The 19,554-nt window shown below is 44.0% G+C and carries 18 protein-coding genes, 1 pseudogene and 1 riboswitch; of the genes and pseudogenes, 11 read left to right on the top strand and 8 right to left on the bottom strand.

Annotated elements, in window-relative coordinates; translation table 11 throughout:
• Positions 1-1,812: an oligoendopeptidase F gene (pepF, locus tag FZC79_RS08545; protein ID WP_148946381.1), complete on the bottom strand. Its 1,812-nt coding sequence runs from the start codon at positions 1,810-1,812 to the stop codon at positions 1-3.
• Positions 1,813-2,010: 198 nt separating this feature from the next.
• Here pepF and FZC79_RS08550 point away from each other — a divergent pair, with 198 nt between their 5' ends.
• The 5 genes and pseudogenes from FZC79_RS08550 to FZC79_RS23830 all read left to right on the top strand — a co-directional run.
• Positions 2,011-3,543 carry a BCCT family transporter gene (locus tag FZC79_RS08550; RefSeq protein ID WP_148946382.1) on the top strand — a complete coding sequence of 511 codons (1,533 nt, stop codon included), beginning with the start codon at positions 2,011-2,013 and terminating at the stop codon, positions 3,541-3,543.
• A gap of 360 nt (positions 3,544-3,903) precedes the next feature.
• Positions 3,904-4,713 (top strand): zinc transporter ZupT, encoded by an 810-nt coding sequence (gene zupT, locus FZC79_RS08555; protein WP_148946383.1) that lies wholly within the window; start codon positions 3,904-3,906, stop codon positions 4,711-4,713.
• Between the two features lie 562 nt (positions 4,714-5,275).
• Positions 5,276-5,411: riboswitch (cyclic di-AMP (ydaO/yuaA leader) on the top strand.
• A gap of 140 nt (positions 5,412-5,551) precedes the next feature.
• On the top strand, positions 5,552-6,208 hold the full coding sequence (locus FZC79_RS08560; RefSeq protein WP_148946384.1) for a potassium channel family protein: 657 nt from the start codon (positions 5,552-5,554) through the stop codon (positions 6,206-6,208).
• Positions 6,209-6,210: 2 nt separating this feature from the next.
• Positions 6,211-7,554, top strand: coding sequence for a TrkH family potassium uptake protein (locus FZC79_RS08565; protein WP_252183287.1), 1,344 nt, complete (start codon positions 6,211-6,213; stop codon positions 7,552-7,554).
• A 156-nt stretch (positions 7,555-7,710) separates the two neighbouring features.
• Positions 7,711-7,788 (top strand): annotated as a pseudogene (locus FZC79_RS23830) (YjcZ family sporulation protein); the annotation flags it as partial.
• Positions 7,789-7,888: 100 nt separating this feature from the next.
• On the opposite strand, the gene FZC79_RS23040 reads toward FZC79_RS23830, so the two are convergent.
• From FZC79_RS23040 to FZC79_RS08575, 3 genes are all read right to left on the bottom strand, one after another.
• Entirely contained in the window at positions 7,889-8,047 is a 159-nt protein-coding gene (locus FZC79_RS23040) for a hypothetical protein (protein ID WP_187442697.1), read from the bottom strand.
• Between the two features lies 1 nt (position 8,048).
• The gene (locus FZC79_RS23045) at positions 8,049-8,201 is read right to left on the bottom strand and encodes a hypothetical protein (RefSeq protein WP_187442698.1); all 153 of its coding nucleotides are present in this window, start codon (positions 8,199-8,201) and stop codon (positions 8,049-8,051) included.
• Positions 8,202-8,587: 386 nt separating this feature from the next.
• Positions 8,588-8,905: a thioredoxin family protein gene (locus FZC79_RS08575; RefSeq protein ID WP_148946386.1), complete on the bottom strand. Its 318-nt coding sequence runs from the start codon at positions 8,903-8,905 to the stop codon at positions 8,588-8,590.
• Positions 8,906-9,970: 1,065 nt separating this feature from the next.
• On the opposite strand from FZC79_RS08575, the gene FZC79_RS08580 reads away from it, so the two are divergent.
• Positions 9,971-10,351 carry a hypothetical protein gene (locus tag FZC79_RS08580; protein WP_148946387.1) on the top strand — a complete coding sequence of 127 codons (381 nt, stop codon included), beginning with the start codon at positions 9,971-9,973 and terminating at the stop codon, positions 10,349-10,351.
• A gap of 16 nt (positions 10,352-10,367) precedes the next feature.
• Here FZC79_RS08580 and FZC79_RS08585 read toward each other — a convergent pair whose 3' ends face one another.
• The 4 genes from FZC79_RS08585 to FZC79_RS08600 form a co-directional block, all read right to left on the bottom strand.
• Positions 10,368-11,462, bottom strand: a complete 1,095-nt coding sequence (locus tag FZC79_RS08585) for a Ger(x)C family spore germination protein (RefSeq protein WP_148946388.1) — start codon at positions 11,460-11,462, stop codon at positions 10,368-10,370.
• Positions 11,459-12,553, bottom strand: coding sequence for a GerAB/ArcD/ProY family transporter (locus tag FZC79_RS08590; RefSeq protein WP_148946389.1), 1,095 nt, complete (start codon positions 12,551-12,553; stop codon positions 11,459-11,461). Before FZC79_RS08590 ends, FZC79_RS08585 begins: the two co-directional genes overlap by 4 nt.
• Before the next feature lie 17 nt (positions 12,554-12,570).
• Positions 12,571-14,076, bottom strand: coding sequence for a spore germination protein (locus FZC79_RS08595; protein ID WP_148946390.1), 1,506 nt, complete (start codon positions 14,074-14,076; stop codon positions 12,571-12,573).
• Positions 14,077-14,304: 228 nt separating this feature from the next.
• Positions 14,305-15,282: an ABC transporter substrate-binding protein gene (locus tag FZC79_RS08600; RefSeq protein WP_148946391.1), complete on the bottom strand. Its 978-nt coding sequence runs from the start codon at positions 15,280-15,282 to the stop codon at positions 14,305-14,307.
• A 220-nt stretch (positions 15,283-15,502) separates the two neighbouring features.
• Here FZC79_RS08600 and FZC79_RS08605 point away from each other — a divergent pair, with 220 nt between their 5' ends.
• The 5 genes from FZC79_RS08605 (at position 15,503) to FZC79_RS08625 (ending at position 19,466) form a co-directional block, all read left to right on the top strand.
• Complete coding sequence (locus tag FZC79_RS08605) at positions 15,503-16,477, top strand: FecCD family ABC transporter permease (RefSeq protein ID WP_435873935.1); 975 nt, start codon at positions 15,503-15,505, stop codon at positions 16,475-16,477.
• 3 nt (positions 16,478-16,480) lie between these two features.
• On the top strand, positions 16,481-17,536 hold the full coding sequence (locus FZC79_RS08610; protein WP_148946393.1) for a FecCD family ABC transporter permease: 1,056 nt from the start codon (positions 16,481-16,483) through the stop codon (positions 17,534-17,536).
• An 84-nt stretch (positions 17,537-17,620) separates the two neighbouring features.
• A complete protein-coding gene (locus FZC79_RS08615) occupies positions 17,621-18,439 on the top strand; it encodes an ABC transporter ATP-binding protein (protein ID WP_148946394.1) in 819 nt (272 codons plus the stop codon).
• A complete protein-coding gene (locus FZC79_RS08620) occupies positions 18,436-19,218 on the top strand; it encodes an IucA/IucC family C-terminal-domain containing protein (RefSeq protein WP_148946395.1) in 783 nt (260 codons plus the stop codon). The genes FZC79_RS08615 and FZC79_RS08620 overlap by 4 nt, the downstream gene beginning before the upstream one ends.
• Positions 19,218-19,466 (top strand): DUF2573 family protein, encoded by a 249-nt coding sequence (locus tag FZC79_RS08625; protein WP_148946396.1) that lies wholly within the window; start codon positions 19,218-19,220, stop codon positions 19,464-19,466. The genes FZC79_RS08620 and FZC79_RS08625 overlap by 1 nt, the downstream gene beginning before the upstream one ends.
• The last annotated feature ends 88 nt before the right edge of the window (positions 19,467-19,554 follow it).

Consider the following 19,554-nt stretch of genomic DNA (forward strand, 5'->3'; position numbering starts at 1 on the left):
TTATTCGTAACTTTCTTCTAATTCATCAATAAGAGATCCTACATAGGCCACGGCTTCGCGGATGTTGTCCGGGTTTGTCATGTCGATGCCTGCTTTCTTGATGAGCTCAAGCGGCTCTAATGTTCCACCTGATTTCAAGACATCCAGCCAGCGGTCGACGGCAGGTTTCCCTTCCTCGATAATTTTTTTGGAAACCAGGGTAGAGACAGTCAAGCCTGCTGAGTAGGTGTATGGATACAGCCCCATATAGTAGTGAGGCTGGCGCATCCATGTCAAGCTGGCACCCTCGTCGATCTCCACGGTGTCTCCCCAGAACTTTTTGAGGATATCCGCCTTTTGTTCAGACAGGACGCTGGCTGTCAATGGCTCGCCATCTTCGGCCAAATTATAGACTCTTCGCTGTAATTCGCCTTCCAGCAGGTGGGTCACGAAGTTATGGAAGTAAGTGCCCAGCAGCTGCAGGACAACCCAGCGCTTGGTGCGTTTGTCGTTGTCTTGAGACAGCAGGTGATGGCCCAGCAGCATTTCGTTCATGGTCGATGGTGCCTCAATAAAGTAACGCGAAGGGCGTGTGTTGGTCATTCGCTGATTTTTTCCGGACAGGTAAAAGTGCCCGGCATGCCCCAGTTCATGGGCAAGCGTGAATGTTCCCCTCATTGTATCCGGCCAAGTCATAAGTACATAGGGATGAGCTCCATAAGGGCTTGAACAGAAAGCACCTGTCGATTTTCCAACATTGTCGGCATAATCGATCCATCTTTCAGACAGCGCTTTGTCAATCATTTCGTTGTACTCGTCTCCCATGATTTTGAGTGCTTCCTTTACTGTTTCTGCACCTTTATCATAACTGGTTTCAATTTGGAAATCAGGATCAAGGGGCGCATGCAGGTCTGCAAAAGTAAGTTTTTCCAAACCGAGTTCCTGCTTTTTCAGCTTTGCATATCGTCTCATATGCGGGGTGAGTTCCTCTTGGATGATATCCAGCTGGTTATTGTACATCTCTTTTGTAACCTGCTGCGGTGCCAGAAGCATATCGGTTACTGAATCATATTTTCTGAGACGTGCCGTAATGGTCTCCTGGTTGACTTGCGTTGCATAGGCGGCTGCGAACGCATTTTTGTATTGTTGAAGTGTTTTAACGAACGAGTCATAAGCATTTCTTCGCACAGTAGCTGAAGGGGAAGAACTGTATTTTCCCTCATAGAGAGCAAAGGAGAGCGGCAACTCGTTTCCTTCATCGTCAGTAAAAGAATCGAACTGCATGTCGGAAAGCTTCCCGCGGTTATAGATATTGTAAGGAGCCGAGAATACGGAGCCCAATGCCGCAAGTGTCTCTTCGGTTTCCTCACCTAGTGTATGAGGCTTTTTGTCCTGCAGGTCTTTAAGGTATTTATGGAAAGACTGCAGACCTTTTTCTTCTTCCATAAATGAATGCAGCGTTTCTTTAGGCAGCGAGATTATTTCGGTTTCTACAAAAGCAGTTGAAGCATTAATGCGCGAACCTGCTTCTTCTACTCGTACAGCATCTTTTTGGCTGGTTGTGTCGGTGTGGTCTACTGTCTGTTTCAGTGAAGCATAAGCGGCTGCCAGGTTAAAGCGCTTCAGTAGTTCTTCTTTAGCTTCCAGGCAGCGAAGGAGCAAGGTACTGCTTTCCTGAAGGCGGCCTTTGTACTCTGTTACTTCTGCTACATCGTTTTGGACTGCCTTCAATTCTTTTTCCCAGTCTTCCCTTGTTTGAAAGATATCACTTAAATCCCATGTTTGTTCCTCTGGCACATCTTTGCGTTCGATACGGTTGCTTTGAGTTCCCATAATTTAGCCTCCCAGCATAGTATTTTTCCTAAGTGTCCAGTCATTTTGGTTTATACCACTTTTGGAAATGGGTAATCATAAGGAGAGAGTAAGGCAGATGGTTAGAAATGAAAGTCGCTTTATGTTTATAATTATATAGAAGTTAGAATAATGCAACTATTTCATCAAGACAGCGTTACATAGAAAGGAATTAAAGTCATGAATTTCAGTCCGATTAAGAACCCCGTTTTTATCGTTTCTGCAGTAGCGGTTTTTGCCCTGGTCTTATTGGGAGCCCTCCTCCCTGTAAAATTCGGGGAAGTGGCAGAAACACTCTTTTTATTCACTACCACAAACTTTGGATGGTTTTACCTCCTGGCCGTTTTCATCTTTTCAATTTTCCTCATTATCATCGCCATCAGTAAATATGGAAAAGTACGTCTTGGACCTCAGGATTCGAGACCGGAGTACCCCTTCTTTACATGGGTAGGAATGTTGTTTTCTGCTGGTTTTGGAGCCGGCCTGGTTTTCTGGGGAGTGGCAGAACCAATGAGCCATTTCTTCACGCCGCCATTTCAATCGATGGAGCCTATGACAGAAGGTACAGCCAGAGTGGCAACAGGATATGCTTTCTTTCACTGGGGCATAAGCCAATGGTCTGTCTTCACTCTGGTCGGCCTTATGATCGGGTTCCTGCAATTTAGAAAAGGGAGGGACGGCCTGATTTCTACCGCTGTTGAATCGGTTACCTCCAAGAGAAAAGGAGTCAAGAATACAATTGATTCTTTCGCTGTCATCGCGACAGTTATGGGGATCGCGACGTCCCTTGGTCTGGGTGTGCTCCAGATGAATGGAGGCTTGAAGAGTGTTTTTGGCGTACCGAACTCTGGCGGTGTTCAGCTATTGATCATGGGGATTCTCCTTGTGCTTTATTTATTGTCTTCAAGTACGGGACTTAATAAAGGAATCAAGTGGCTGAGTAACTTGAACCTCGGTCTCTGCCTTGTGCTATTGGTTTTTGTCTTCTTTGCAGGGCCTACAGTATTCATTTTGAATACTTTCACCCTTGGTTTAGGTGATTATCTGAATCATTTTGTTGAATACAGTTTGAGGCTGACACCTTATAAAGGAGGAACCTGGGTCAGGGATTGGACAATCTTTTACTGGGCATGGGCAATTGCTTGGTCACCTTTTGTTGGTGCGTTTGTAGCACGTGTATCAAAAGGAAGGACGATCCGCGAGTTTATTCTGGGGGTCTTGATCATCCCGCCATTGATTGCCTGTCTATGGATTGCAGTGTTCGGAGGTACAGCGCTTTACAGTGATTTGAACAATGGAACAGCTATTGCTGAGGCAGTAAATAATGATGTTACTGTAGCTCTGTTTGAAACGTATGCTCATTTGCCGTTCACGGAAATCCTGTCGGTTCTGTCAATCCTGCTTATCTTTACGTTCCTTGTCACTTCGGCGGATTCTGCCACCTATATACTGGCGAGTATGACAACAGGCGGAAGTCTTACCCCTTCTACCCTGGTCAAAATTATCTGGGGTGTACTGATGGCTGCGATTGCCGCTGTCCTGCTGCTCGCCGGCGGACTGGGTGCTTTGCAGACCGCATCGCTCATATCAGCACTGCCATTCACCGTTATCATCTTCATGATCATGTATGCTTTCCTCAAGATGATACGGAAAGAACCACTGCCGGAACGTGATCCAAATCGATATAAACCTAGAAGGAAGCAAAGTGAGTAAGCCTTTATTAAATGACTGAATCATTCCTGGAATGGTTCAGTTTTTTAATTTTTTTAAGCATGCGTGTAACAAACATCACACGAGATTTATATAATGTTGGCACAGGGAAACTTTAGGTTTGAAGGATACGTGCTCAAATATTAGAAAAAGTTTGACTAAGAAGTTGTATGTGGAGTAAAATGTTTGCCAAAGGAAACTTTTGTTGTTTAAACCATATCATCGAAGGTTATACAGATGAACATGGTATTCCTTCTCTTATAACCAATCTAATAGAAACTTTATAAGAACACCACCTAACAATAAATATAGAATGGGGAAGCTAACAACATTGAAATTCACAGAGAAAAGAGGAGAATGAAAATGGATGGAAATCTGCTGCTTGCTTTTGGGCTAACGTTGATGGCAGGACTTGCAACCGGAATAGGAAGTCTTCTGGCCTTCTTTACTTCATCAACTAACACCCGATTTTTGTCAGTGTCTTTAGGATTCTCGGCAGGTGTCATGATCTATGTATCAATGGTCGAAATTTTTGTGAAAGCTAAGGATGCATTGACAGGTTCCCTGGGCTGGGACCTTGGAAACTGGATTACCGTCATCAGTTTCTTTGCCGGTATGCTGTTGATTGCCCTGATCGATAAGTTGATTCCGAAACAAGGAAATCCCCATGAATTGAAGAAAGTGGAGGAGATGAGCGGTCCTAGAAAAGCGATTGGCGACCCGGCTTTATTAAAAATGGGTACCTTTACAGCCTTAGCGATTGCGATTCATAACTTTCCAGAGGGAATTGCCACTTTTACATCTGCCCTGCAGGATCCTGGTCTGGGAATTGCCATTGCAGTTGCGATTGCCATTCATAATATTCCCGAGGGAATTGCTGTTGCTGTGCCGATTTATTTTGCCACTGGGGACAGAAAGAAAGCATTCAAATTGTCTTTTTTGTCAGGTTTGTCAGAACCGGTCGGGGCAGTAGTCGCTTTCTTGATTTTGATGCCATTCCTAAATGATGTCATGTTTGGGGTCATTTTTGCAGCTGTAGCAGGAATCATGGTATTCATCTCCTTGGATGAACTTCTTCCTGCGGCAAAGAAATATGATGAAACACATTTACCGATATATGGCTTGATCGCAGGTATGGCTGTGATGGCCTTGAGTTTGCTGCTGTTTATATAGGAAGACAAAACCTTGAGTTAAATACGAGAGCCTGAAAACTAACGAATTTTAGAATCTACTGGGTATGAACAAAGAAAAAGTCAACTATCCTTACTAAATTAGGAAGGGAAGTTGACTTTTTTCTTTGAAAGCAATGTATCTGCTGCCCTCTTTACTTCATTAGCTTTAGAATCCGTTGATCCTTTTTGGAACATTTGCCTGTTGGGGCTGGAAGGGTCCTTCTTCAACAGATCTAAGGAAAGGTGCTGATTGTTGAAGTGGCCGGTGGTATTTATCAATGGGGTTCAGTTTTTTGGATAGTAATTAGAGGAAAAAAATTCCCTTATTTTCCCCGCTGGGTACTTAATGAAAGGTACGATTTTGTAATTTTGTTGGACTTTTTCAAGTGTCCTCGTTACATACTAGAGTTTTTTGATGTGTGAGAAGGGTTGAAAATGCAGCGTTGCCGTTAAGCGTTGATAGAGGCTGAATTCTCCCATTCTCAGCATCAATATGACTAGGAAAAGAAGCTTAAAAAAAGCTCTTTACTTTTTGAAAATGGAGGAGTAAGATATCTCTCGTAATAGAATAATCGCTGAATCATTTTGAGCGGGGGAACCATTCTTTTGGGGTGAGTCCTTTAGGTTTTTTTAAAGGTAGGGTTAACTTTCATGACCCGAATCCGTCAGCTAACCTCGTAAGCGTTGTGAAGGAGATATCTTGTGTTCTGACCACAGGCTTATTTCCTGGTGGTCTTTTTGTTGTGGATTTTTAACAGAAGCCCGGCAAGAAAAGAACCTAATGAAAACGAACAGCAGAGGTTATTCTAATTAACATCAGGTCATTGGAGGAATTATTGATGAAAAAGCAATTTGCGGTAATCGGTCTGGGGCGCTTCGGCGGAAATCTTGTCAGGGAACTGGGCGAGATGGGAGCCGATGTGCTGGCGATTGATATTAATGAAGAAGTAGTGGAAAAGTATCGTGATGTAGCAGAACATGCTGTCCGGGCAAATGCCATGGATGAAAATGTTATCAGGGAGCTAGGCCTGAGGAACTTCGATCATGTCATCGTTTCTTTTGGAGAGAATATCGAAGCCAGTATACTGACGACGCTTCTCCTAAAAGATCTTGGAGTAAAAGAAGTGTGGGTAAAAGCGTCCAGCACTTACCATCAAAAGGTCCTTGATAAAATCGGAGCAGATAAAGTCATTCATCCAGAGAGGGATATGGCGAGAAGGATTGCCCATCATATAACTTCTGAGAAAGTCATTGATTATATCGAGTTATCAAAAGAACATAGTATTGTGGAACTTGTGGCGTCGAACAAGGTATCCAATAAAACTCTGATCGACCTGGATGTTCGTGCCCGTTTCGGCTGTAACATTATTGCGATTCAAAGAGGGGAAGATATTATCGTATCGCCTGCTGCCGATGAGGTAATCCAGAAAGACGATTTGTTAATTGTGATTGGTGATAACCGCGACCTTAACAGATTTGAAAAAGAGGGGATCTAATTGTGGGAAGAAGGGCCTCAAAACTAAGGAGGACATCGATACAGCTTAGTCCGCCGCAGCTTCTTTTAGTAGTCTTTATATTTTTTATTATGCTTGGAGCAGCGTTATTGAAACTGCCTTTTGCCACAACGGAAAGTGTCTCGTGGCTTGATGCTTTATTCACTTCCACTTCGGCAATGACTGTTACAGGCTTGGCGGTTGTTGATACGGGTACAGCCTATACCACATTCGGTCAAGTGGTCATCATGGGTCTTATTCAAGTCGGCGGGCTCGGGATTATGTCCTTCGCCATGCTGATCTATCTCATGCTTGGTAAAAAAATAGGATTCAAGGAGCGGCTGATCGTTCAGCAGGCGCTTAACCAAACCTCTCTGGGCGGAGTCATCAGGCTTGTAAAACATTTATTCGTGTTTTCTTTTATAGTAGAGGGTTTCGCAATGATTCTCCTTGCAGCTGAATGGGTCCCGGAATATGGTTGGAAAGATGGTCTTTATTATAGCTTGTTCCATTCTATTTCAGCCTTTAATAACGCCGGGTTTTCCATTTGGTCAGACAGTCTAATGGGATACGTAGGGAATCCTTTAGTGAACTTTGTCATTTCCGGCCTGTTCATTCTAGGGGGAATCGGTTTTACTGTCTTAACGGATCTGTGGTATTCGAAGAAGCTGCAGAAACTGTCTCTCCATACAAAGCTCATGCTGTTAGGTACTCTGGTCATCAACGTAGCAGCCATACTTATCATCTTTGCTCTGGAATTCAATAATCCTAAGACTCTCGCAAACCTGCCGGCAATGGATAAAATTCTTGGAGCCTATTTTCAGGCTGTAACACCTCGAACCGCTGGATTTAATTCATTGGACATCGGCAGCATGGAAGATTCAACGATAATTTTCACAATTCTCCTGATGTTTATTGGGGCAGGAAGTGCTTCAACAGGAGGAGGCATTAAGCTGACGACTTTCCTGGTCATTACCTTTGCTGTTATTGCTTTTTTAAAACAAAGAAAAGAGATTTTTATTTTTCGCCGCAGAATTGCAGAGACATATATTTATAAGTCTCTGGCCATATCAATGATCAGTGTCGTACTCGTTTTCACGGCGATGTTTCTCCTTTCCATGTCGGAAAAAGGGGTACCTTTTATCCATATCCTTTTTGAAGTGGTATCAGCCTTTGGTACCGTGGGATTATCTATGGGGCTTACAGGGAACTTGACCGAGTTTGGAAAAGGAATCATCATCTTTGTTATGTTCGTCGGTAAGCTTGGTCCTCTTACACTTGCATTTTCACTGGCCAAGCCGGGTAATGACAAAATCAGCTATCCGAAGGAAGATATATTAACAGGATAATAGGTACTCAAGATTGGGCTGGGTCCGCCTAAACATTTTCCCGGAACCTTCATAGGATATTATTGAGTGATGAAAGCTCAATAATCATTCTGGAGGTGTCTGATTATGTATGGATACGGATGCGGCGGCTACGGCTATGGCGGCGGTGGCGGCTACGGTTACGGCGGCGGTTTCGCGCTAATCGTAGTATTGTTTATTTTGCTGATTATTGTTGGAGCTGCTTTTGTTTACTAAGAGCTCTCAATGGACACTTTAATAAAATGTTTAAGGAGTTTCTCCCCGAGGGGCGAAACTCCTTTTGCATTTAATTTTGCTTTTGTTCTTTAAAGGATTTCTATTCATCATCCCCGCTGATCCGAATGGCCGGAGCATTATTGTAAGCGTAGGAAGGAACGACTTCTTCCTGGATGTTGTCTTTATCTCTGTAGAAATCCTCCTGGATCTTCATGTTGGCTCTGGTTGCTTCTTCGTCAATATGAATATTATCTTTCATGTCAATCTCTATCCGTTTTATCATTTTGGTCTTTGTTATGTTTGTTTCCTTTGCTGTTATCTCCTGCAGCAATTTCACGTGAGAATTCTGCCTGGTTGTGTCCGGCACGCGGTGAGTTTTGGTTCATACTTCCCTTGTTATATTTCTTCGTCAAGTTGAACACCTCTTTGAAGTTTTTTTCCTACAGCAATAGTGTGCTCTTTAAGGCTTAGTTTATTCTTGGGCAGAGGCTGAGTAAAGCATAGTTGGAAGTGCGGCTCTGGGCAGCGGAAAGTAATTGATAAACGGGGCGGCGCTTTATAAATGGCTGTTTTAACATAATTGTTGCTTGCGGAAAAATCCTAGGAGCCTGATTTTTCCCCGGGTACTATACTAAGGGTTCTCTCTCTAATCGGGGATAGCAGCTCTTTTCTTTTCATGTTAACCAGGTTATTCCGGTGAATTAAGGTCTCTTTTTCGAAATTAGTAACATATAGCAGCAAAGTTTACGAAAAGAGCTTAAATTGAAGAGCAGCCTCTCTAAGAAGCTGCTCTGTCTGCTTATTTATTATTTTGCAGGAACTCTCTTACTTGATCAGGTGTTTTGGCGTTGGCACTGTGGAGATGTGCTGTTTTCTCACCGTCTTTAAAAATCAGCAGACTGGGGATTCCCATTACATCATAGCGGTCTGCGATTTCAGGCAGTTCATCCTTGTTCAGTTCATACCACTTATACTCGCTGTTTTCTTCAATAATTTCATCAATGAACATATTCATCCTTGTGCAGTCTGGACACCAGTCTGCGAAGAACTTGATAATAATCGGCTGAGACCCGGAGATAAGCTCCTGAAAGGTTTCTTTATTTTGAATGGATTGCATATAAGTGACCTCCTCTATTTAGTATTATTGTATTGCAGTGAGGATCTTTTCGTAAAATTTTGTGCTTAGGGGGGAGGCCATACGCCAAGCCCGAAGCTTTATTTATAAGATGATAGGGAAGAGACTAACCGCCGCACACCAAGCGTATGAATTTCTGTGTGTTTGGAAATGAAGTGAGAGAAAGTTCCGTTTTGAAAAAAGCTTTCTCAGGTCTATTCCTCTTGGGCTCTATAAGTTTTCTAGACGCCCATTAAGAGCAGATTTCCAAGCGAATGGGTCTCAAGGGTGATTCTAGAGACCCATAAAGAGTGGATTTCCGGTTTAATGGGCCTCAAGGATCCATCTAGACGCCCATGAAGAGCGGATTTCCGGTTTTAAGGGTCTCAAGGATCATTCTAGACGCCCATAAAGAGCGAATTACCGGTTTAATGGGCCTCAAGGATCTGTCTAGACGCCCATAAAGAGCAGATTTCCGGTTTTAAGGGTCTCAAGGGTGAGTCTAGACGCCCATAAAGAGCGGATTTCCGGTTTAAAAGGTCTCAAGGATCCCTCTAGACACCCATAAAGAGCGGATTTCCCGTGTAAAGGGTCTCAAGGAGCTACCTAGACGCCCATAAAGAGCAGATTACCGGTTTAATGGGCCTCATGGATCCTTCTAGACACCCATAAAGAGCGGATTTCCCGTGTAAAGGGTCTCAAGGAGCTTTCTAGACACCCTTAAAGAGCTGATTTCCCATTTAGAGGGTCTCAAGAAGCTTTATAGACGCCCATCAAGAGTGGATTTCCCAGCGAATGGGTCTCAAAGGTCTTCCTAGACACCCATAAAGAACGGATTTCGCGTTTAAAGGGTTTCAAGGATCTTACTGGACACCCATAAAAAGCGAATTTCCCAGCGAATAGGCCTCAAAGATCTTCCTAAACGCCTTTTCCAAGTACATGTATTAACCAAAGGGTCTCAAAGAATTCTTAACGATATTAATAATCTAAACCCACTTCCTGCACACTAACATTTGACTTTTACATTATGCTAAAATAAAGAAAACAAGCAGTACAAGGAGGGATTCGATGTACCAAGCCCGTATTCTTGAGCAGCATGAACTCATCGATGAGTTGGTGTCTGAAATTGCACAGAACGTTTTTTTAAAACATCCTGAGATTCTAGAGAAGTTTGGAGAGAAAGGGCGCAGCCAGACATTCTCTGATCTGCAGAAACATTTTCTTCACTTGCAAACAGCCTACAAGCTCCAAGCACCCGAGCTGTTCATGGATCATGTTAAATGGCTTCATAATGTATTGATATCCAGGGAAATCGATACCCGTTTGGTTCTGACCGGCTTGTCTATCATGAAGGATAGTGTGAAAAAGCTGCCTCCTGAAAAGGCAGCATTCTACCATAAATGCATAAATGAAGCGGTTCAGTGGTTAGATGAACACCATCCCCTCTGAGAAAGGGACGGCGGCCTTATTCCACAGTACCTGATTCCAGGATAAGGACATCAGCCTTAACATTTATATCAGCCTGAGGATATTCCTCTTCCTCCCACTTTTTGAAGTCCATTTTTCGGACACCGTGCTTTTGGCGCTGTCCGAACCCCACTGGGTCTATACCTTTTTCTTGAAAGTTTTTCAGCATCTTCAGGCATCGAGTTTCAATATCCTGCTCCATTTTTTCCTGAACCTTTTTTATTTTATCAGGAGATAGTCTTTTCCCTGTATACTCTTTTATGATTCCCTCGATCTCAATGATGACATTGATCTTTACAGGGCTTGCGTTATGCTCTATCCGGATTTTATGTTTAGATTTCAGGCTGGTCACGGATGCCTCTATACTGTCTTTTAGGCTGATGCCTTTATCCGAAAGTTTGACGACTTGGTTACCTTCGCTGTATTTATCAGCAAGGAGCTTAAAATAAAACATATCCTCTTTGTTTATCCTGTCGATCATTTTATCCTTTTTAAAGAGTGCTACTCCCGTAAGGTCCAATGTTTTATCATCGTCCTGCTGAATTATAGGCAAGTAGGGGGTGTGCCCTTCTTGAAAAAAGGTGAACAAAAATAAGTGTAAGTTGGACTTTGCCAAATCGCCGCGCCGGATATTGTGATTGACGAGAGTGCTGATGTAATCTGAAGTCCCTTTATTGCCGAAATCTCCTTTTAAAATCTCCTCTGCGGGCCCATCACTGACCAGGAGCATGACTCTTGCTCCAACGCTCGCGTCACGCTGAAGGGAGTCCGCTATATGAAGCATCCCTCTTTGGGCCATCTCTTCAGAAATCAGGACGTTTTCCAAGCTTCCCCTTACTAGAGGCTGATCAGATTTCTTTTCTAGTAAGTTCAGTACTTCCCTGGTTGATTTAGCTTCTGCTGTCAGAGTGACATTTTCAATTTGTTTATCTGCAGAATATCTTGGGTACAAAGAGGTGCCTCTGATTAAATCTTCGCCCGCCGTATCGTACCCTTTCGCTGTTTCAATGTTAAGGTCATCCAGGATTTCCCGCTCCACACATCCAGATAAAAGGATGAGCAGGCCAATCATCAGTAATTTGAATTTTTTCATTGTTTTTTTCTCACCTTCTTCATTAGATAGATCATGAAGAGAAGAAACGGCAGGTAAACAAAGTTCAAATAAAAACCGACTTTGCTGGTAATATCATTTAATAAATTGATTTGGGCGCGGTCTTTTATAAAACTAACAGCTATGACGCAAATCACGGAAAGGATAATCAATGTCTTTCTCTGATTGAACTTAAATGACCTCTTCGCTATTCGGCTTCCGCACCATAAAGCGATACATACATTCGGCAGGATGATTAAGCACCAGTTGGCAATCCCGATATATTCGAAGCGTTCGACAAAGGGCATTTGAACAATCTTCCACATTGAAAGCGTCGCCCAGACTGTTTTTTCAAGCTGTCCTTCGCTGAAGAAAGCAAAGCTTATCAGAGTTAAAATAGTAAAAAAACCGGTAGTGATAAGGAGTCCGCCATGGGCCCACTTTTTTGACTTGCTTCCATCCTTAAGATATGGATAAAAAATCAGGAGAGTTTCATAACCCAGAAAGCTCAGGGTCATATCCCGTGTAGACTTAACTATATCTAGAAGGGTATGGTCCCAGATGGGAAGCAGATTTCTGAAATCGGAAAATGGGAAAGTGAATCCGAATGTCAACACAAGGTAGGCCGGCAGTACAGTTCCAAAAAAAGCAACCCCCGCTACGGCCCTAAATCCTCCAGTCACAACATAGACGACGAGCAGGAAGAAGGGGATGGCGAAAGTCCAGGCGGCCAGGCGGGGGTACATCCATACTTGTACGACTTCCACATACGTGCGGCAGACCGTCACAGCAATCAAAGAGAAATAGATAATATACACTCCGTCAACTGCTTTACCAATCCACTTTCCAAACGCAGTTCGATTGGCTTCAATAAGATCTCCGCCGCCGGTCTGTACAATTTTAAAAATCAGGAATACGATGCCATTGGTTAACAGTCCGGCAATGATAACGGAAACCCAGGCATCATATCCAGCGCTTTTAGCAATGATTCTCTGGTAGCCCAATACACCGACGCCGACCTGGACAGAGTGGATGAGGAAGAGTACGATAAATGGCGATATTTTTCTATTTTCAGGAACATGAACAGACTGCATAGCAAAACCTCCGCCAATTATTCATCAATATCGAGTTTCTTCCGTCCCTCTTCAGGTTTGAATCTGCTTGGTTTCTTGGTCCGCATGAAAGCTGGCCGCTTACTTTGAGTATGAAAAGGAAAGCGGATAATCGCATCCTTCAGGTCATACAGCCTCGGAGGATACAAGGGTTCAAGGAACGGGCGGCCAAGGGAAGTCAGTTTTATGAGATGAGTCATCAGAATGCAAAAACAAAAGACGATACCGAGCATTCCCCAAATTTGGGCAAATAACAAAAATGGAAAACGCAGGATCCTGATAGTGTTGCCCATTTTATAAACTGGTGTTGTAAATGATGCTAGTGCTGCAAGGGCAACCAGGATAAGCAAAACATTACTGGTCAGACCGGCTTCTACAGAAGCTGTTCCGATAACGATTCCTCCTACGATACCAATTGTCTGGCCGACCTTGGTCGGGAGGCGGGCTCCTGCCTCCCTGAGCAGTTCTATCGTCAACTCAAGAAACAAGGCTTCCAGTATGGGAGGAAGCGGGATTTCCTGGCGTGAAGTGATCAGGGTGGCCATCAGGTCTTTAGGAATCAATTCATAGTGATAAGTCAGCGCAGCTACATAAACAGGTGTAATTAAGATGGAAAAGGCAACCGCAAATACACGGACCAGCCGGAAAAAGGAAGCGACGATATAGTTTAAAAAGTAATCTTCATACGCACTGAAAAATTCAACGAGAGTGGTAGGCCCGATCAATGCATGCGGCGAGCCGTCTGAAAGAACGACCACTTTTCCTTCCACCAGGACGGAGGCTGCACGGTCAGGCCGTTCCGTATCCAGAAGTTGAGGAAAGGGAGAATTGGCATTATCCGCAATCATCTGTTCAATGAAGGAGCTGTCATTGATTTGATCAAAATCAATCGCTTTCAACCTCTGCCGCATCGTCTGGACATTATCCTGGTCTGCCAATCCGTCAATATACAATAAGGAAGTCTTAGTATGAGTCATCCGACCGATATTAAAATCTTCAATGATTAATTCTTTGATAGGGACCCGCTTTCGAAGCATGTTCAAGTTTTGGTCAATTGACTCGACGAATGCCTCTTTTGGTCCCACCACACTGAACTCTACCTCAGGCTGAGATACCTGGCGGACAACTTCTTTCTGGGCTGCTATGAACGCAAAACGGTTTTTTTCATTTTCCGTTTTGAGGAGAACATATCCGTTCATCAGCTTTTGCTCTATGTTGCTTTCATCTTCAGACAATTGAATGTCAATGATGGGAGCAAGCTTCTTCACGTCGTCTAAGGTGGTGAAGTTTTTTCCCAGTAAAGATGGAAGCAGGTCCTTCTGCAATATGTCCTCATCAACCAAAGTCGATAAGAAGTTCAACCCAAAACGCAATCCTGTATGCTGGTTGTAATAGAAAATCTCTTTATAATCAGTTGATTTCCGTGCAAGTTTCTCAAAAGATTCCTGTGTGCGTTTCTTTTTAGTTTGGTCGGTTCCTTTTTTTCGTTTAAATAAAGAAAACATCTCATTCACCACTTTTATAATTACTCTGATGGTAGTGTTTCCGATTTGCGGAGAATTATGAAAAAAATGGGGGAGGAAGAAGAAAGGGAGAGGACTTACCCAGAGTGCAGTCAAGGCAGCATCTGCTTTGGCAGCTCGCTGATAGTTGCAAGACTTAGGCATCAGCTTAGCAAGGGGAAAGTTTGCAGCATAGAAAAAAGCCCGTCAGCTGACGGGCTTTTTCTTTCATTACTGTTCTAAAAAGTATTTCTCAATATCATCAAGCATCAGATTGGCAGCCATAACTCCGCCGGCAGTGTTCCAAATTGGATCACTTACTTCGTGGACATTGCCTTCTTGGGCAACTTCAAGTTTTTGGAACAACGGGTCGTTAATCCACTCTTCAGCCACTTTATTTCCTTCACCATCACCAGTTTCGTATGCGAAATAGAAAAGGATATCTCCATCCATCGCTGGGATGCGTTCTTTGGTGACACCAGTTTCAGCAAAGTCCTCTACATCCTGGCCTTCAGGACGGGCAAGACCTAATTGATCCAGAATGACTCCGGAGAAAGAATCTTTATGGTAGATACGAACGTCTGTAGGCATGAAGCGTACCATTGAGACTTCCATTTCCAATTTATCGCCAAGTTCGGCTTTCAGGTCTTCAATACGCTGATCGTATTCTGCGATGACTTCCTGGCCTTTTTCTTCTTTATTAAGAGCTTTTGAGTAAAGCTCGAAGTTTTCTTTCCAGTTGCCGCGCAGTGTTTCCGCAAAAACAGTCGGTGCGATTGCTTTAAGCTTGTCGTACTGTTCTTCTTGACGCATTTTGTTGCCGATGATTAAATCCGGTTCCAATTTTGCGATGGCTTCCATATTTAACTCACTTTCAGTTCCAACAACTTCAACATCCGCCATTTTATCAGCGATATGCTCATACCAAGGGTCACCGATCCATGATTGAACAGCTCCTACAGGTGTCACATCCATCGCAAGAAGGGCCTCAGTGCCTTCATTTGTCAAGATGACTACACGTTCAGGATCTCCTTCGATTTCAGTTGTACCCATTGCATGCTCCACTGTATAGCTTGTAGTTTCTTCAGCTGTGTCGCTGCCATTGCCAGCCGCTTCTTCCTCTTGGTTTTCATTATTTGTTCCGCAGGCCGCAAGAACAAGGATTGAAGCAAGAATGAATAAAGACATTAAATAACGTAATGGACGCATATGTAATTCCTCCTGATTTGTTGATAATGATTTTCATTTGCGTTACTTCCAAAAACTATATTAGAAGATAACGATTACAAAGTCAACCATCAATTGATAATGATTTTCAAAGTCATTGACTGACAATCTTTTATTCTCTAAAATGGGAAGTGGAGAAACCGTTTTTAAAATCAAAAATGAATGTTTTAACAGAAGGGTTATATATATGAGAAGATCAGGTATGCAGGCATTGCTTTTATTAACAGCACTATTAATCTTTGCATTGTTCATCGGCATGAGCATTGTATATGGCTATACAGAAACGACATGGAAGATGGCCTATCAGGCACTGACCAGCGGAGATGACACTACGGAACATCTTGTCATCCAAACGGTCAGGCTGCCGAGGGCTCTCATTCCGGCTGCTGTAGGAGCATCGCTGGCCATCTCGGGAGTACTGATGCAGACATTGACAAAGAATCCTCTTGCTTCTCCGGGTATTTTCGGGATTAACGCCGGAGCGGGCTTCATGGTCGTCATTGCTGTCACACTCTTTAATATCTCAAATTTACAAAGCTTCACGTGGCTTTCCTTCCTTGGTGCGGGTATAGCTGCTGTAGCGGTGTATGTCATTGGTTCTGCGGGAAGAGAAGGGTTGACTCCTATGAAGCTCACACTTGCCGGAGCCGCTATCACAGCGTTATTTTCCTCGTTTACACAAGGATTTCTTGTACTGAATGAAGCGGCTTTGGAGCAGGTGCTTTTCTGGCTTGCCGGATCGGTACAAGGCAGGAGCCTTGATATCCTTTATGGTGTCTTTCCTTATCTTCTCATCGGCTGGGTCCTGGCTATTATCATAGGAAACAAGTTGAATGTCCTGGCAATGGGAGAAGATGTAGCGAGAGGGCTGGGACTTAAGACAGGATGGATCAAATTGATTTCATTAATTGTCGTAGTCCTGCTTGCGGGCGGATCGGTAGCTATAGCCGGTCCTATCGGCTTTGTCGGCATTGTGGTGCCGCATATTGCCAGAAGGATCATTGGTGTAGACCATAGGTGGCTTCTGCCTTTTGCAGGCTTGACAGGCGGAATCCTCCTGCTGGCTGCCGATATAGGTGCAAGATATATTATTATGCCGCAGGAAGTTCCTGTTGGTGTCATGACCGCCGCTATTGGCGCCCCGTTTTTCATTTACATCGCAAGGAAGGGGTTTTAGCGGATGAAACGATATATTGCCAAACGATTTTTTAAAGATAAGCTTTCATTCTTAATCGATTTGTCAGCAGTAAAAAAGATTTTCTTACTATTGGCTGTGACTGCCTTAATATTTATATTGAGTACTGGCCTTGGTGATATGAACATACAGCCTTGGACGGTTCTAATGGTGTTTTTCGGAGGAGGGACTGAGCTTGAACAGCTGGTCGTTCAATCCTTCAGGCTTCCAAGGATCATTATTGCGCTGCTGACCGGCATGTCCTTGGCGATTGCCGGAGCTTTGCTTCAAGGGATGGTAAGGAACCCTCTTGCCTCCCCGGATATCATCGGGATCACCGGTGGAGCAGGCGCGGCAGTAGTGGGGTTTCTGGCCTTTTTCAGTGATGAAAATAATGCCCTGACAGTGAGCATCCAGTGGCTTCCGCTTGCCGCATTTGCCGGAGCAGCTGTGGTCGCATTCCTGGTTTATTTTCTTGCTTGGAAAAATGGGGTATCTCCAGTCCGCCTGGTACTGATAGGAATTGGGATCTCAGCTCTCATGCAGGCGATCATTACCATGCTGATGATTTTAGGTCCTATTTTCCGGGCCAGCCAGGCGAATATCTGGATTACAGGTACAGTGAATGCTTCCAATTGGAAAGATGTTCAGATTCTGTTACCGTGGACACTGATCCTGATTTTGATTGCCTTTGTTTTGGCAAGGAACGTTAACATTCAAGAACTTGGGGAAGAAATTGCCACTGGTGTGGGAAGCCACATCCAGAGACAGCGGATCATTCTGCTGACCTTGGCGACTGGTTTAGTCGGCGGTGCGGTTGCATTTGCGGGAGGTATAGGATTTGTAGGACTGATGGCACCACATATGGCCCGCCGTCTGGTTGGTTCCTCTTTTGGTGCTTTGCTGCCAGTAGCGGCTTTGCTTGGCGGCACTCTGGTGATGATTGCCGACCTTGTGGGCCGGACCTTATTTTTACCCTTGGAAGTGCCTGCCGGCGTGTTCACTGCCGCTATCGGCGCCCCGTACTTCATCTATTTACTATTTAAGACAAAAAATGCATAACTTTTTTATATAAAAATACTTTAGAATCATAATAGAACGATTTAAGGAACGTCAGCAGTTCAAACCAAAGGAGATGACCCGAGGATGACACAATCTCTTCAAACAGAATCGCTAACTTTAAGTTATGGAGATAGAATAATTATAGATGAATTGGACCTTGAGATTCCAAAAGGTGAAATCACGGTATTCATAGGAGGGAATGGCTGCGGAAAGTCCACACTCCTTCGCTCAATGGCGAGGCTTCTGAAGCCTCAAACGGGTTCTGTGCTCATCGATGGTGATGCGATTGCAAAACTGTCTACAAAGGATGTAGCCAGAAAGCTGGCCATTCTTCCACAATCACCAACTGCACCCGAGGGGTTAACGGTGCTCCAGCTGGTCAAACAGGGAAGATACCCTCACCAATCGTGGCTGAAACAATGGTCTCAAAAAGACGAAGAAATCGTCTCTAAAGCGCTTAAAGCGACCAAGATGGAGGAGCTTCAGCATAGAAGAGTCGACGAACTTTCCGGAGGGCAGAGGCAAAGGGCGTGGATTGCACTGACCCTTGCGCAGGATACGGATATCATTCTACTGGATGAGCCCACCACGTACCTTGACATGACTCATCAAATTGAAATCCTGGATTTATTATTTGAACTGAATGAAACAGAAGAGCGTACGATCATCATGGTCCTGCATGATCTGAACCTTGCCTGCCGCTATGCCCATAATATTGTGGCCATCCGTGACCAGAAAATTTTTGCTCAAGGAAAGCCTGAGGAAGTCATCAGCTGTAACCTTGTGAAAAATGTATTTGACATGGACTGCCAGGTGACGAGTGATCCATTGTTCGGTACACCGCTTTGCATTCCTTATGGGAAGGGCAGATGTATCATCAAAGAAGTAGCTGAAATGGCATGAGCAGAGTGTCCCTGACTGCAGAGGAAAAAGAAATGCTGAGGTCCTTCCGATTTTTAACAGAAAGACCTGAGGAGTGCGAATTAATTTCCGCCAGTCAACTGATCAATGGGGTGGGTATGGAAGCCTTTATTCAAAAGTACTCCGGCAAGATAGGCAGCGAAGATAAAAAAGTGCTGTCATCGCTGCTGCTTAAGAGGTACGCTTTTTCAGCGGTCATTTCGCTTTTTTCTTTCTCGGTTTTTAATAAAAGGCTGAATGTATCACCTGATAATCTGTTTCTTGCAGATGGAGAAAAAAATGGCCTATGGATGCCTGGATTTTATTTTCAAGATCAAGATGCCAGTGAGGTTATAGACAGGGAATCTGAAAGGGAAGAAGTGGCAAAGGAAGTGTTTCGGGACCACCTTTTTCCCCTTATTGAAACGGCGAAGAAGGCTGGAAACATTTCGGACCTGATTACATGGGAAAATGTCGCTATTTATCTGTTCTGGGTTTACGAAGTACTTATTCATCAAGAAGAGCTTGGACATGCCCGGGAGAGGATGGAAGAGGACTTTCGCTGGCTGCTGAAGGAAAGTAATGCAGCTCTGTTTGGACCTTATCAGAAAAACCCGCTTGCCAGATTCCACTCAGAAAAACAATTTGTAGCAGAACAGGACAGTGTGCTGCGTGTCAGGAAAACTTGCTGCTTCTCCTATAAGCTGAGGGGCGGGGAGGCTCTCAGGTGCAGCACATGCCCGCAAACCTGCAATGTGAAACAGCGGAAAGGAGTGAGGTAATGGAGAACTTTGACGAACAATTCGACGCATTGATCGATAAATATACTGAACTGCTTTTGGGTGAAGCCACTCCAGAGCTCAAAAATAAGGTAACGAAATGGGTCATCTACACCTACATTGCCAAGTCCATGCCTCCGCTGGCCAAGCATTGGAACACCGAGTTCCCGGAAGGCAAGGAAGAAATTAAGAGAATCATTGCTGAAATCAAAGAGTTGAATGAAGAACATCGAGCGAAGAAGGATCAATAGAAGCAGCCGGCCCGTTATCAGCCGGCTGTTTTTTGTTTTTTTTACCTTTTTGTTGGAGGCCGCCAGCCGGTTTGGTCAGGGGCGCACT

This window comes from Rossellomorea vietnamensis (assembly GCF_008180615.1).
GTDB classification, from domain to species: Bacteria; Bacillota; Bacilli; order Bacillales; family Bacillaceae_B; genus Rossellomorea; species Rossellomorea vietnamensis_D.